The sequence below is a fragment of the Methylophilus sp. E2MeOHC9 genome (assembly GCF_058744375.1).
Map to the genome: position 1 here is coordinate 1480081 of NZ_CP196024.1, position 14464 is coordinate 1494544.

The following is a 14464-nucleotide window of genomic DNA, read 5'->3' on the forward strand; positions in this document are numbered from 1 at the left end:
TTGATAATAATTTTGACGGATGATGACTTTTTCTAAACATAACAACAATAGCGACCAACTTGTCCCGAGCCAGCAAGTTGTCCTGCCTGTCGCAAAATGGGCTAGCTGGCAGCAGCAGGGGGAGCAGGCCAGCCCGGATGTGAGCTTTATGGAGCTTTCCATCAGGCGCAAATTAGGCCTGCTGACCAAGATGTGCCTGCACGTAGCCAATGAGTGTGCGGGTTATGATGCGCAGGTGCGGGTGGTGTTTGCCTCGCGACATGGGGACCTGACAAGAACAACCGCCATGCTGCAGGAGATCGTCTCTACTGAACCATTGTCGCCAACGGCATTCAGTATGGCGGTGCTTAATGCTAGTACCGGTGTGTATTCCATGCAGGCGAAAAACATCTGGCCATCCACGGCCATCTCTGCCGGAGTGCATACTTTTGCCATGGGCCTGCTTGAAGCCGCGTTGCAATGGCAGAGTCAGCCAGAACAACCAGTGCTCTATTTGTATGCGGAAGACGCGCCGCCAGCTTTATATCACACAGATGATGCAGGCACTTTTGTGCCACATGCGGTGGGTGTTTTACTGTCTGGTACAGCTCCGGCTTGTACGCTCAAACTCGCAACGCAAACTTCGTCCTTTGCCTTTCCGCAGGCATTGCCGATGTCGTTGACCTGGGTAGAGAGCATGCAGCAGCGGCAGGCCGCCTCCTGGCAAGGTGACGGGCGTACATGGCAGTGGGAGTTTGAACATGCAGCGCATTGATTATGCCTGGCGATTATTTGCCACCGCATTGTGCTTTTTCCTGTTTGGATTGGGTGCCCTGGTGATGACAGTTGTCATTTTCCCCCTGTATTTCCTGTTTGCAGGTAAATACCGCACCCAGCTGGCGCGCAAAACCATCCAGACCGCATTTGCCATGTTTCTCTGGCTGATGCAGTTTACCGGCGTGCTTCAGTTTAAGATCAAGTCAGCCCAACGCCTGGCTGAAAGCCGTGGACAGCTGATCCTGGCCAATCATCCTACCTTGATTGATGTGATCGCCATCATTGCCTACATGCCAAATGTCAATTGCATTGTGAAACAGGATTTATGGAACAGTCCTTTTGTGGGCATGGTGGTGCGGTCGGCAGATTACATACGTAACTCGGATTCCGATGGCTTGATTGATCAGTGCGAGCAAGCACTACAGGCGGGCAATAACCTGATTATCTTCCCGGAAGGCACACGCAGCCGCCCTGGCGAAGCGCTGAAATTCAAGCGCGGTACTGCACATATCTTGTTGAGAAGCAAAGCCATGCTGACCCCTGTCATCATTCAGTGCAGGCCGAGCACATTAACAAAAGGGGAGAAGTGGTATAAAATCCCGCGCACCAAGGCAAGTTTGCTTGTCGAGGTGCAGCCTGCGATGAGCATAGAAACGCTGATGATGGATGCTAAAAGAGATGTCGACGGTTTTTCTGCACGACAACTCACCAAAAAACTAGAAGATTATTTTGCGGGCCAGATTGCACTTAATCACTAGAATGTATTTAATCAGCAATATAATAAAACCAATAGAATAGTAAATGCATGCCTTCTACTTTAGAAATTAAACAGCTAGTCATCGATGCCCTGGATCTTGAAGATGTGACGACAGGGGATATCGACGATGATATGCTGTTATTTGACGCTAGCGGATTGGGCCTGGACTCGATAGATGCGCTGGAGATCGGCGTGGCGTTACGAAAAAAATACCAAATCCAGATTGAAGCTACCAATAGCGACAACCGTAACAACTTTCAGTCAGTCAAAAATCTGGCTGAATTTGTGACGCGACAACTGGAAGAGCAATAATAGAAGCTTAATCAGGGCTTACGATAATAAATCAGGGATAGGACTAAGAGGGTGATGCTACACGAGTTATCTGATCAGGAAATTTTGGGGCGGTTAAAAACAGTATTCAAGGACACGTTTGATGTGGATGCAGAGAGTATCAAGCCAGAAACACATTTGTTTCAGGATCTGGATCTCGACAGTATCGACGCGGTGGACCTCGCCATTAAATTGCAAACCATGACTGGCAAACGGATCAAGCCGGAAGATTTTAAATCGGTGCGAACGGTGAATGACGTGGTCGGCGCCGTGCGCAAGCTGATTTCCAGCTGAGGCCCTGATGAAGCTCCACGAGGCCAGGTTCTCATGGATGCAGGTAGTGGCCGCGATTTCAATACTGGCTTATCCCTTTATCATTTTGTTCGGCCTGGTTTATTTTGAGCCGCGCTATGTAGGGTTAGGCCTGCTCGTCGTATTGCTGGTCAGAATGCGGGCGAATATCCAGCATCTCTTTTCTGCATTTCCCCGCCCTTATCTAGTCATCATGCTGGGGTTGGGCTTACTGCTGTGCAGCGTGCTGATCTCCAATGACCCCTTGCTGTTGCGCTTGTACCCTGCTGCGATGAACGCGGGTGTCTGGCTATTATTCACCTTGTCTTTGATCTATCCGCCTTCTATGATTGAAATATTCGCGCGTATACAGCAGCCTGATCTGCCGCCACGGGCGATTCGCTATACCCGCAATGTGACCCGGATATGGAGCCTGTTCCTGTTGTTGAATACCAGCTTCTCCCTCTACACCGCACTATATAGCAGCAAAGCGTTTTGGGCCTGGTATAACGGCTTTTTCACCTACCTGGCCATGGGCGCTTTGTTTGCCGGTGAATGGCTGTTCAGGCGTTACTGGTTAAAACGGGCAGGTTGAGATGCAGCCCCTGATCTCTTTAAGCCAGTTGAACGCGCAGTCGTTCCCCGCTGACCATATCGTCTGCATAGACGGAACCCAGGCATGCACCTGGGCAGAGTGCTATCAGCGCATCGCTGAGGCCACGCAATCTTTCTCTGCGCACCCGGCCCGGCGCTGGATGCTGGCCTTGACGCAATCGCTGGATTTCCTGATAGCCATGCTGGCGTTGCTGTATGCCAATAAAACAGTCGTTGTGCCGCCAAACACGTTGCCAGGCACCATGCAGTTGCTAGCCGAAAGTTGTGATGCGACGCTGGACGCGCTGCCGGAGCGTAGCTCTGGGTTTACAGGACTTACAGGACTTGCAGGGTTTACAGGACTTGCAGGGTTTGAATTGCCAGTGCTTGCGCCGGAACACGCCACCATTGTGTTTTATACCTCGGGTTCCTCCGGGCAACCCAAGCCGGTAGAGAAAACCCTGCTGCAAGTGCAGTCTGAATTAACCACACTTGAACAGGTGCTGGGCGACCGCTTCCGGCAGGTGGCGGTTGTCAGTACCGTACCGCATCAGCATTTTTACGGATTTACCTTCCGCTTGATGTTGCCTTTTGTGCTGGGCAGCACCTTCGACAACCACTTGTGTGCCACGCCGGATATGCTGATGGAGCGTTTGCGGGTGTTACCGAAAGTCGTGCTGGTCTCCAGCCCCGCGCATTTGTTGCGGTTGCCGGACTTATTGGATCTATCCCTTTGCCAGCAACAGGTAGGCATGGTTCTTTCCTCCGGTGGGGTGTTGCCAGGGGATACCGCCACGCGCTTGAACGGTTTACTCCATCACCCGCCGGCTGAGATTTATGGCAGCACCGAAACTGGCGCCATTGCCTGGCGGCTGCGGCAGGGTGATGATGCCTGGCACGCATTGCCGGGCTTGCAAGTGCGCGCAGATACCGATGGTGCGTTGTTGTTACAGTCTCCGTTTGCGTCTGATCGCCATGAAATGCGTATGGAAGACCAGATTGAAACTGTGTCAGCGCAGCAGTTCAGATTGATAGGGCGCTTGGACCGTATCCTGAAAATAGAGGGCAAGCGTTTATCTTTGCCTGAAATGGAGCAGCGTTTGATCGAGCACCCCTGGATCAGCCATGCGGTGATTTCTGAGGTTTCGCGGCGCAGGCAATCGGTAGGTGCAGTCATTGTGCTGAGTGCCGAGGGCACACAAGCACACGCAGGGTTAAGCCAGCGCGCGAGTTCACAGCTGATCAAACAATATCTCGCCCAGTTTTATGATGCCGTGTTATTGCCACGCTACTGGCGGTTCGTGAAAGAATTGCCAGTCAATGACCGCGGCAAGGTACAATTTTCTGCCGTACAGGCATTATTTATGTCGACAACTACTAATTGATGCCATGAATGTCCCTGAGATTTTAGCCATCCATACCGAGAGTGCCAGCCGCTGCCGCATAGACTTGCGCATACAGCCTGAGTTGGATTTTTTTGCCGGGCATTTCCCCGGCATGCCGATCCTGCCCGGTGTTGTGCAATTGCACTGGGCCATGCAGTATGGCTGCGAATACACGCCTGCCGCCGGTACATTCCTGGCGATGGAAAACATCAAGTTTTTAGCTGTTGTGCTGCCGGAAATGCTTTTAAGCCTGTCACTGGACTGGCAGGCGGAAAAGCAGGTGCTGAGTTTTGAGTATGCATCTGCCGACAAAAAGTACTCGGCAGGCCGGATTCTATTGGGTGGCTTGTGATGGCTTTTACACCGTGCATCATCATCCCGATTTATAACCATGGCCGCACGATCACGGCGACTGTGAATCAACTCGCAGCCTATCAATACCCGATATTGATAGTCGATGACGGCAGTGATGGCGATACCCAGGCCGTTCTTGCTGACCTGGCTGCCAGCTGTACGCTGGTGACACTCTACCGCTTGCCACAAAATCGTGGCAAAGGTGCGGCAGTCGTGCATGGCTTGATGCAGGCCGAAGCAAAAGGCTTTACGCATGGCTTGCAAATTGATGCCGATGGCCAGCATGCGGTGCAGGATGTCGCCCGTTTTATGGAAGCAGGCAGGCAGTCCCCGCAGTCCGTGATTCTGGGTAAGCCAGTTTATGATGACAGCGTGCCTAAAAGCCGCTTGTATGGCCGCTATGTCACGCATGTGTTTGTCTGGCTGGAGACGCTCTCGTTTGAAATAAAAGATTCCATGTGTGGTTTTCGGCTGTATCCACTAGCGGCGGTCAAGCGCTTGCTGGCGCATACCCGCTTGCCCGAGCGTATGGATTTTGATACGGCGATCGCAGTACGGCTGGCGTGGCAGGGCGTCAGGTTTGTCAATGTAGCGACCAGGGTGGTGTACCCTGAAGATGGCCTCTCTCATTTTGATTTATGGCATGACAATGTGCGCATCACTAAAATGCATACCCGATTATGCTTAGGCATGCTCTGGCGGTTGCCACTATTGCTGGCGCGTAAACTGGTGCCAGCTTCGGCAACGTCCGCTATGGCAGTATCTGCGGCACCTGTTTCTGCTGCTTCGGCTTCTACGATTCATTGGTCCCGCTACCCTGAGCGTGGCAGCAAGTTAGGCATGGCCGTGATATTGGCCAGCTACCGCTGGCTGGGTAAACCGATTGCCAGGCTGATGCTGTACCCGATTGTGCTTTATTTCCTGCTGACCAATAAAGCGGCCAGGCAGTCCTCCACCCTATATCTACATCGCTTATCACAAAGCACCGCTCAGCCCACGCCACATGGCATTTGGGCGATATTCCGGCATATGCTGGCATTCTCTCGCTCTGCGCTGGACAAGGTTTCTGCCTGGATAGGTGAGATTCCAACCAGCCAGGTCACTTTACATGGGCTTGAGCACCTTGCAATTTCTGGGCAGTCTTTGTCTGGGCAAAGCAAGCAAGGCGCGCTAATCGTCAGTGCGCATCTGGGCAATATCGAAATGGCGAGGGCGCTGGCGGTACAACGCAACTTAACCATCAACGCAGTGGTTTACACCGAACACGCGCAACGCTTTAATGCGCTGCTAGCCAAATCCAGTGCGGATTTTGGCGTGAATCTATTGCAGGTAAGCCAGTTTGGCCCCGACACGGCCGTCATGCTGAAAGAGAAGATAGAGCAAGGCGAAATGGTGGTCATCATGGGCGATAGAACACCGCCTGCCGAAAATGGCCGTGTGGTGACGGCTGATTTTTTAGGCCACCCGGCACAGTTCGCGCAAGGGCCATGGATATTGGCCAGTTTGCTGGAATGCCCTGTTTACCTGATGTTCTGTTTATCAGATAGACAGGGGCACAATATTTTTCTGGAGCCGTTTGCCGAGCAAGTGGTGCTCCCCAGAAAAGAACGTCAGCGCTATGTGGCCGAATATGCGCAACGCTACGCACAGCGGCTGGAAGCCTATTGCAAGCAATATCCGCTGCAATGGTTCAATTTCTTTAATTTCTGGAAATAATCCGTGCATACAGCCAACGCCATTCCCGTCATTAGCGCAACTGTAGAGATAGAAGTTGCTTTCCATGATGTCGATCAAATGCAGGTGGTCTGGCACGGGCATTATGTGAAGTATCTTGAGATCGCCCGGTGCGCCTTGTTCCGCAGGTTTGGCTATGACTACCCGGACATGACCGCATCTGGTTATCTGTGGCCGGTGGTGGATTGTCAGCTGAAATATATTAAACCGGCATTTTATGGCGATGTGTTACAGGTACAAGCCACGCTGGTCGAATATGAAAACCGGTTGAAAGTGGCTTACCTGATCAGTCACCGGCATACCGGCGAAAAACTCACCAAGGCCAGCACCACGCAAGTGGCACTGGAGGCGACCACATTAGAGTTGCAGTTTGTTTCGCCAGCCGTGCTATTAGAAAAAATTGACCTGTTGTGTCAGCAAATTGCAGCCAGTGGCAATCCAGATATTAATGAACCAGACATTGGTAAACCAGGGAATAAAGGTTAATGCCTTATTTAAGCATGCTGTTATGTGTGGCTATGTGGGCAATGCCTGCCATGGCCGCAGAAAAATCAGAGGCCTTGTTGCAGGAGATCAGCCAGCAACTGGCAAAACAGTCCAGCTTGCAGGTGGATTTTATCCAGACCAAGCAAATGGCCGCGCTCAAAAAGCCGCTGGTGATGAAGGGCGCGCTGCTCTATAACCAAACTGACGGCATTGTCTGGCAATTGACATCGCCTTACCGGGTGCGTTATGAGTTTAACGGGCAGGCCATGATTGAAACCAATGCTGCGGGCGAACGCCGTGAGCGCAAAGCAGAAGATTCGCCTGCCATTGCGCAGATCAGTAATATTTTTAAAGCCATTTTAAGTGCCGACCAGGCGCTGCTGGCGCAACATTTTCAGATGACGGCGCTAGGTTCTATCCAGCAGTGGGAGATGCATTTGACGCCCAAAGCCGCATACCTGCGTAAAGCCATGACGGAAATCGTCATGACCGGCAACCAGACCGTAGAAACGGTGCAACTCGACGAAGCCAATGGCGACCGCACGGATATCCGTTTTCTGAAACGGGCGGGTGCTGGCCAAACCAGCGCGAACCCATAATGTTTTCGCCTGATATCCCCATGTTGTTGAGTAATCATGGATAAGTCATTAAAACAGCGCTTATGGCTGTGGATGCTCCTGGCTGCGCTGGTGCTGGCAGGCGCGTTCCGCGTCTGGAGCGTTCACGACTTCCGTCAGGGGCTGCCGATTGAGACCAATCTGCTTGATTTGCTGCCAAAAACCGAGCGCAATGCCGTGGCTGAAACGGCTGTACAGCATTTATCTGCATTGATAGGTAACAGGGTATTTCTGCTGGTAGGCGCGCCCATTGAAACGGCAGAAAACGGCCAATCCTCAGCGGGTGACGCCCAGTTGATGGTTGCTTCCCGTCAATTCGCCCGGCAATTACAGCAGTCCGGCGTTTTTCAGCGCGTGGATATTGAAGTGCCAGCATTTGATCTCCGGCAAATCCAGCAAAATTATCTCTCCCATCGCACTACGTTGCTGGCCGATGCCGATGCGCAAGCCCTGCAGCAAAACCAGATGGATTGGGAAGCGCAGCTACAGCAGAAGCTGATGAGCCCTTTGTCATTCGGTATGACAGTGCCGCTAGCCCAGGACCCCTTTGGCTTAGGTGACCGCTGGCTGGCGCAGACCATGGTTAATCCTGGCAAGCTGACCGTCAACGATGGCATATTAACCACGCAGGAGAAGATGGCAAACGGGAAGTCCCGCACCTGGGTGCTGGTGAGCATCCTGCTTAAAGGCTCCTCTTATGATGCCGCCATTCAGGAAAAGACACTGGAAGCCTTGCAGCAGGCAGAGCAGGGGTTGCATCAGCAATTACCCGGTGCCGAGTTGCTCAAAGCCGGGGCGGTATTTTATGCCAGTGACGCGCAAGCCAGTACCCGCGCTGAGGTCGATATGATAGGGCTGGTGTCATTAACAGGCATTCTGTTGCTGATGCTATTAGTGTATCGCACCGTGCGGCCACTATTGCTAGGCCTGGCAAGTGTGGCATGGGGGATACTGACGGCGCTGGTGGTGATTTTACTGGTCTACGGCAAAATCCATTTAATCACACTGGTGTTTGGCGCCAGCCTGATTGGCGAGGCGTTTGATTACAGTATCCAGTTCTTTTCTGCCAGGATGGCTGCCGGTACGCAGTGGCAGGCGCGTTCTGGCATACGCAACATCACTTCGGCACTGACCATGGCGTTGCTGACCAGCCTGCTTGGGTACGCCGCGCTTGCTGGTGCGCCATTCCCTGCATTATCGCAAATTGCCATGTTTGCCATGGTCGGGCTGCTGGCAACCTGGGCAACGGTGTTGCTGTTGTTGCCTATATTTTTATCCCGGCCTCATAAAATCACGACCCCCGCTTATTTTGTTCGCCTGCAACAGGCGTTGCCACGTTTTTTGAACTGGCTGAGCGCAAAAAAGATGCTGGGCGCACTCCTGATTCTCGCGGTGGTGATGGTGCCTGGCTGGCGGATGATACAGGCGAATGATGATATCCGCATCCTGGTTCATCGCTCGCAGGCCTTGCAGCAGCAGGAACAGAAAGTGCGGCAACTGGTGGGGCTGGATACTGAAACGGCTTTCTTCCTGGTGCAGGGCAACACGCCGGAACAGGTATTGCAGCATGAGGAGCAACTGCAAGGGGTGCTGAAGCAATTTGTCAGCAGGCGGCAGTTATCTGGTTACCAGAGTCTCTCAAGCATGGTGCCGTCTGCTCGTACGCAACTGAAACATCACCAGTTATTGCAAGCACGCCTGGGCGGGCAGCAGTCACAGCTCACAGGCATCATGTCCGAAGCAGGCTTGCGTGAGGAAGTCATTGCTGAGTGGTTGCAGGCGATGGCTGCATCGCCACGGCTGGTGACGATAGAGGATTGGTTGCAATCACCGGTTTCAATGCCCGTGCGGCATTTATGGTTAGGCCAGCAAGGTGATGGCTATGCGTCTATTGTGCAATTGCAGCGTAGCCAGGATATGCCCGCCTTACAGCAGGCGACCAGAAACCTGCCCGGGGTGGTGTTTGTGGACAAGCCGGCCAGTGTCAGCCAACTGCTAGCCCAGTACCGCCAATGGAGCGCGCTCTGGCTGGCCGGGGCGTTCGCCCTGATCCTGGTGCTGCTCGGCATACGCTACCGCTGGCGCCGTGCATTGTTGATGCTGTTACCACCCTTGCTGGCCATTTTTGTGACCATAGGCGTGCTCGGCTATGCCGGTATCACATTCACGCTGTTTAATATGATGGCCCTGATGCTGGTGCTGGGCGTTGGTGTCAATTACGCGATATTCTTGTATGAAGGCGGCTGGAGCCAGCCCTCGGCACTGGTGGGCGTGCTGCTCTCTGCCGCCACTACTTTGCTTTCTTTCGGGCTGCTGTCGCTCAGTCATATGCCGGCACTGTCGGGTTTTGGCGCAACTTTGCTGATAGGCATAGGCGTGAGCGTGATCTGTGCACCTTTAAGCTTGTTGGGAACTGTGTTGCCGGAGCCACAACATGTTTAAACATTTAGTGATACTGGCCATGGTTATGCTGATGGTCGCCTGCAGCAGCACCTCTTCCCCGCGATGCACTGTGTTACCTGGCAATGTGCAATATTGCTTGCAGCCGACGACACAGATGCCTGCATTTGCCGAGCAACAGAAAGTCACGGTGACGCTGAAACAAACACAGGAAACCCTGCTCACCAGTGTGGAAGTCGATCCTGCAGGTGTGCGTATGGTGATGTTGTCGCCACTGGGGCAAACGCTGGCTAACATCAATATGCCGAATGCAGGCGCGATCCAGGTCGAGCAGCAAGGTAAACAATGGGATGCCAAATGGTTGCTGGCGTTATTGCAGGTGACGCGCTGGCCAGCCAGCCAGGTCCGCGACGGATTAAGTCGCAATGCGGAATTGCACGAGAGTACATTGCAGCGCGATATAATATTAAATGGTAAAGTGATAATGGATGTTAAGTTCCATTCGGTAGAAAGTCCTTATCAGAAGTTGATGGTCCGTTTTCCTGCACTGGATATGCAGATGGACATTGAAACGCTCGAATAACCAACCATTAAAAATAAAAATGTTGATGCAGCAAGCTTCCATTTATTTATCACATCCGGGAATCATCAATGCGCTGGGGTCTGGCCGCGAGTCGGTCGCTGCGGCATTGTGGCAGGCTGATACCTCCGGCATGGTGGACGAAACTGGCTGGATTCCGCAGCGGACCATCCCGGTCGGGCGCGCGCAAGGACAGTTGCCTGAGATCCCGGCGCATTTACGCAAGTTTAACAGCCGCAATAACCAGCTGTTACTTGCGGCTGCGCTGCAGATTCAACCTGAGATTGAAGCCGCTATCGCGCAATTTGGGCCGCATAGGGTAGGGGTGGTGCTGGGCACCAGTACTTCAGGCATTGCAGAAACTGAAGCCGCTTTGCGCGTCATCCGCACGTCAGGTGAGTTGCCTGAAACCTATGATTATGCGCAGCATGAGTTTGGTTCGCCTTCCCGTTTCCTGTCTGAATATTTCGGCCTGACTGCGCTGGCCTATACCGTGTCAACCGCATGCACTTCCAGTGCCAAAGCCTTCCAGTCGGCGCGCAACCTGATACGGCACCAGTTATGCGATGCCGTGATTGTCGGCGGCGTAGATTCGCTTTGCCACCTGACCTTTAATGGCTTCCATGCGCTGGAATCCATTTCGTCTACCTTGTGTAACCCTATGAGTGTCAACCGCTCAGGCATTAATATCGGCGAGGGTGCGGCCTTGTTTGTCATGAGCCGTGTTGCGTCGCCTTTCCAGCTATTGGGCATAGGCGAAAGCAGCGATGCCTGGCATATTTCCTCCCCGCATCCAGAAGGAACCGGCGCAAAACAGGCCATGCAATATGCCTTGCAGGACGCGGCATTGACCGCGCGCGATATCTGGTACCTGAACCTGCATGCCACCGCCACCCCTAAAAATGATGCGATGGAAAGTCTGGCGGTAGCCGAGATCTTTAGCGCAGGTGTGCCTTGCAGTGGCACTAAACCATATACCGGGCATACTTTAGGCGCCGCCGGTGCCACCGAAATCGCCATCTGTGCATTAGCCATCCAGGATGGAAAAATGCCTGCCCATCATTGGGATGGCTGTGCAGATACTGAGATACCAGCGTTAAACCTGGTCACGGCCGAGACAGGCACAGGCGCAGTGACTCCACGTATCTGCATGAGTAATTCGTTTGCTTTTGGCGGCAGTAATGCCAGCGTTATCCTGGGGGCTGGCCTGTGAACCCATCCGACATACATGCATTGCCCGATGTCTCTGAGTTACTGATGCACAGACCGCCCATGCTGCTGATAGACCAGGCCGAGAGGTTTGATGCCGAGTCCGTGACCATGCTGTATACCCCGGACACACAAGCCTGGTACGCCGATGCAGATGGCAATATGCCTGCCTGGATAGGCATTGAGCTGATGGCACAAGCAATAGGCTGCCATGTGGCATTGAATAAACGCTTGCAACAGCAGCCACCCAAACAGGGTGTGTTATTGGGAACGCGGCGCTACCTGGCCAGCGTGCCAGCGTTTACCGGCAACCGGCAATTGCGTATACACGCAGTGATGATTTTCCGCGATGAAAGTGGCCTGGCTGCTTATGATTGCGCGATTTGTGAGCAAGCAATCGCAGGCGATGACAATCAGCGCCAGCAAGAAAAACATGATGAAAACAGGCGTGAAGAGACTCAAGCTGGCGAGACTGCAAAGGTCCTTGCCAGCGCCACACTAAAAGTATTTGAACCAGATAATTTTCAACAATTTTTACAAGGGGCCGGGGCATGAGTGGCAGACGGGTATTGGTGACAGGCTCTAGCCGGGGCATAGGGCGCGAAATCGCGTTACGGCTTGCGCGTGAAGGGTTTGTAGTGACTTTGCATGGCCGGAGTGTGTCCGATGCGCTGACAGCGGTTGCCAGTGAAATCGAAGCCATTTATGGTAAAGAGCATACGGGCAAAGCGCATGCGCTGACATTCGATATCTGTGACCGCGCGCATGTCAAAGAAGTGCTGGAGAACGATGTAGCCGCCAATGGCGCCTTTTATGGTGTGGTCTGTAATGCGGGCATAACGCGCGATGGCGCCTTCCCCGCGTTGACTGAAGAAGACTGGGATCAGGTCATAGACACCGGATTGAACGGTTTTTTTAATGTGGTGCAACCGCTGGTGATGCCTATGGTGAGGATGAAGCAGGGCGGGCGTATTGTCACGCTAGCTTCTGTGTCCGGCATCATGGGTAATCGCGGCCAGGTCAATTACAGTGCGGCGAAATCGGGTTTGATAGGCGCTACCAAAGCCCTGGCAGTTGAGCTCGCCAGCCGCAAAATCACCGTGAATTGTGTCGCCCCGGGTTTGATTGAGACCGATATGACCGGGCAACTGGAGCATCTGCAAGAAATGCTGAAAATGATTCCGGTCGGCCGCATGGGCAATACCCGCGAAGTCGCTGCCGCGGTGGCATTTTTGATGTCGGATGATGCGGCTTATATGACCCGGCAAGTGCTGAGCGTGAATGGCGGGATGGTGTGATGAAACGCGTTGTCATCACCGGCATGGGCGGTGTCACTGCATTGGGCTCCCAGTGGGCAGACATCGAGCAGCGGTTGCGGGCCGGGCAGAATGCCGTCAGGTACATGCCTGAGTGGGATTATATAGGCGCATTGAATACCCGCATTGCTGCGCCGATTGATGACTTCAGCGTCCCCGGTCATTTTTCGCGCAAGATGACCCGTTCTATGGGACGGGTGGCCCAACTTTCAGTGGTGGCGACAGAAATGGCACTGGCGCAAGCCGGGCTGCTCAACAGTGACGAGATACAGAATGGCAGCATGGGCATTGCCTATGGCTCATCCTCAGGTAGTGTAGAACCTGTAAAAGTATTTGCCGCCATGCTGGAAAAAGGGGATACGCAGAATGTGACTTCTACCAGTTACATCCACATGATGCCGCATACTGCGGCCGTCAATATCGGCCTGTTTTTTGGCTTGAAAGGCCGTGTGATCCCCACCTCTAGTGCCTGTACCTCAGGTAGCCAGGGCATAGGCTATGCCTATGAATCGATTAAATATGGCCGCCAGACCATGATGGTAGCAGGCGGCGCTGAAGAGATTTCGGCGCCAGGTTCTGCAGTGTTTGATACGCTATTTGCAACCAGTACCCGCAATGACACGCCTGCACTCACCCCGCGCCCGTTTGACCGTCAACGCGATGGCCTGGTGGTGGGCGAAGGCGCGGCGACCCTGGTGCTGGAAGAGCTGGAGCACGCACAGATGCGTGGCGCCACTATTTATGCCGAGATTGTCGGTTTTGGCTGTAACGCCGACGGCACGCATATCACGCAGCCCGAAATGGAAACCATGGCTGTGGCCATGCAGCAAGCGCTGGATGATGCCGCTTTACCCGCCAGTGCCATCGGTTATGTCAGTGCGCACGGCACGGCCACCGATCGCGGCGATGTGGCCGAAAGCCACGCCACAGAAAAAGTATTGGGCGGACAGGTGCCCATCAGCTCCATGAAGAGTTTTCTCGGGCATACCCTGGGCGCTTGTGGTGCCATCGAGGCCTGGTGGGGGATAGAAATGCTCAGGCGTCAATGGTTTGCGCCAACCATCAACCTGGCGCAGCCTGACCCGGCCTGCGCCATGCTGGATTATGTGACAGGTGCCGGGAGAGCGCTGGATATAGAGTATTTCATGAGCAATAATTTCGCGTTCGGGGGGATTAACACCTCTCTTATTTTCAAGAAGTTTACCGGCTGATTATTTAAAAAAAGGAGAAAAAAATGAAAAGATTTTTGCCAATAGTAATGTCGTTGTTGTTGATTGCTGTGTTGCCTTTGCAAGCGAATGCCCGTACTACCGTACCTGTAGGCGGTGCTGAACAGGTCACCGTTCACCCTGCCAATGGCAAGGCCTTGACCGCCGCACAAATAAAGCAGGCAATCACCACTGCCGCCGAAAAAAATGACTGGAAAGTGACTTCTGCCACTGACGGCAAGATTGAAGCCACCCTGGTAGTGCGCTACAAACACACGGTACGCATTGAGATCACCTATGATGCCACCGCTTACTCGATTCATTACAAAGACAGTGTGAACATGAAGTTTGAAACCAAAGACGGTCAATCTTTTATCCATCCTTTTTATCATAAATGGGTAGGCGTCCTGAAAGAGGGTATTGATCAGGAAATCAGCAAGCTGTAAC

The 14464-nt window shown here is 53.2% G+C and carries 17 protein-coding genes; all 17 read left to right on the forward strand.

From position 1 onward, the window contains the following. Positions 1 to 19 precede the first annotated feature (19 nt). Genes ACSSVF_RS07115 through ACSSVF_RS07195 form a run of 17 tightly spaced genes read left to right on the forward strand, consistent with a single transcriptional unit; the run spans position 20 to position 14463 of the window. Positions 20 to 754, forward strand: a complete 735-nt coding sequence (locus ACSSVF_RS07115) for a beta-ketoacyl synthase chain length factor (RefSeq protein ID WP_492406215.1) — start codon at positions 20 to 22, stop codon at positions 752 to 754. Beyond that, complete coding sequence (locus ACSSVF_RS07120; RefSeq protein WP_492406216.1) at positions 741 to 1514, forward strand: lysophospholipid acyltransferase family protein; 774 nt, start codon at positions 741 to 743, stop codon at positions 1512 to 1514. The genes ACSSVF_RS07115 and ACSSVF_RS07120 overlap by 14 nt, the downstream gene beginning before the upstream one ends. Before the next feature lie 47 nt (positions 1515 to 1561). Further along, entirely contained in the window at positions 1562 to 1825 is a 264-nt protein-coding gene (locus ACSSVF_RS07125) for a phosphopantetheine-binding protein (protein WP_492406217.1), read from the forward strand. Between the two features lie 54 nt (positions 1826 to 1879). Next, positions 1880 to 2137 (forward strand): acyl carrier protein, encoded by a 258-nt coding sequence (locus tag ACSSVF_RS07130; protein WP_492406218.1) that lies wholly within the window; start codon positions 1880 to 1882, stop codon positions 2135 to 2137. A gap of 7 nt (positions 2138 to 2144) precedes the next feature. Beyond that, the gene (locus ACSSVF_RS07135) at positions 2145 to 2729 is read left to right on the forward strand and encodes a COG4648 family protein (protein WP_492406219.1); all 585 of its coding nucleotides are present in this window, start codon (positions 2145 to 2147) and stop codon (positions 2727 to 2729) included. A 1-nt stretch (position 2730) separates the two neighbouring features. After that, positions 2731 to 4113, forward strand: coding sequence for an AMP-binding protein (locus ACSSVF_RS07140; protein WP_492406220.1), 1383 nt, complete (start codon positions 2731 to 2733; stop codon positions 4111 to 4113). Positions 4114 to 4117: 4 nt separating this feature from the next. Then, positions 4118 to 4465 carry a 3-hydroxyacyl-ACP dehydratase FabZ family protein gene (locus tag ACSSVF_RS07145; RefSeq protein ID WP_492406221.1) on the forward strand — a complete coding sequence of 116 codons (348 nt, stop codon included), beginning with the start codon at positions 4118 to 4120 and terminating at the stop codon, positions 4463 to 4465. Next, a complete protein-coding gene (locus tag ACSSVF_RS07150) occupies positions 4465 to 6183 on the forward strand; it encodes a glycosyltransferase family 2 protein (protein WP_492406222.1) in 1719 nt (572 codons plus the stop codon). Before ACSSVF_RS07145 ends, ACSSVF_RS07150 begins: the two co-directional genes overlap by 1 nt. A gap of 3 nt (positions 6184 to 6186) precedes the next feature. Further along, positions 6187 to 6687: an acyl-CoA thioesterase gene (locus ACSSVF_RS07155; protein WP_492406223.1), complete on the forward strand. Its 501-nt coding sequence runs from the start codon at positions 6187 to 6189 to the stop codon at positions 6685 to 6687. Further along, positions 6687 to 7286 (forward strand): outer membrane lipoprotein carrier protein LolA, encoded by a 600-nt coding sequence (locus ACSSVF_RS07160; protein WP_492406224.1) that lies wholly within the window; start codon positions 6687 to 6689, stop codon positions 7284 to 7286. The genes ACSSVF_RS07155 and ACSSVF_RS07160 overlap by 1 nt, the downstream gene beginning before the upstream one ends. A 36-nt stretch (positions 7287 to 7322) precedes the next feature. After that, the gene (locus ACSSVF_RS07165; RefSeq protein WP_492406225.1) at positions 7323 to 9746 is read left to right on the forward strand and encodes an MMPL family transporter; all 2424 of its coding nucleotides are present in this window, start codon (positions 7323 to 7325) and stop codon (positions 9744 to 9746) included. Beyond that, complete coding sequence (locus ACSSVF_RS07170) at positions 9739 to 10287, forward strand: DUF3261 domain-containing protein (protein ID WP_492406226.1); 549 nt, start codon at positions 9739 to 9741, stop codon at positions 10285 to 10287. The genes ACSSVF_RS07165 and ACSSVF_RS07170 overlap by 8 nt, the downstream gene beginning before the upstream one ends. A gap of 19 nt (positions 10288 to 10306) precedes the next feature. Continuing rightward, on the forward strand, positions 10307 to 11497 hold the full coding sequence (locus ACSSVF_RS07175) for a beta-ketoacyl-[acyl-carrier-protein] synthase family protein (protein ID WP_492406227.1): 1191 nt from the start codon (positions 10307 to 10309) through the stop codon (positions 11495 to 11497). Further along, positions 11494 to 12048 carry an ApeP family dehydratase gene (locus tag ACSSVF_RS07180; protein ID WP_492406228.1) on the forward strand — a complete coding sequence of 185 codons (555 nt, stop codon included), beginning with the start codon at positions 11494 to 11496 and terminating at the stop codon, positions 12046 to 12048. Before ACSSVF_RS07175 ends, ACSSVF_RS07180 begins: the two co-directional genes overlap by 4 nt. Continuing rightward, positions 12045 to 12791, forward strand: a complete 747-nt coding sequence (locus ACSSVF_RS07185) for a 3-ketoacyl-ACP reductase FabG2 (protein ID WP_492406229.1) — start codon at positions 12045 to 12047, stop codon at positions 12789 to 12791. Before ACSSVF_RS07180 ends, ACSSVF_RS07185 begins: the two co-directional genes overlap by 4 nt. Further along, positions 12791 to 14020 (forward strand): beta-ketoacyl-ACP synthase, encoded by a 1230-nt coding sequence (locus ACSSVF_RS07190; RefSeq protein WP_492406230.1) that lies wholly within the window; start codon positions 12791 to 12793, stop codon positions 14018 to 14020. Before ACSSVF_RS07185 ends, ACSSVF_RS07190 begins: the two co-directional genes overlap by 1 nt. Positions 14021 to 14043: 23 nt before the next feature. Beyond that, on the forward strand, positions 14044 to 14463 hold the full coding sequence (locus ACSSVF_RS07195) for a hypothetical protein (protein WP_492406231.1): 420 nt from the start codon (positions 14044 to 14046) through the stop codon (positions 14461 to 14463). Position 14464: the final 1 nt, after the last annotated feature.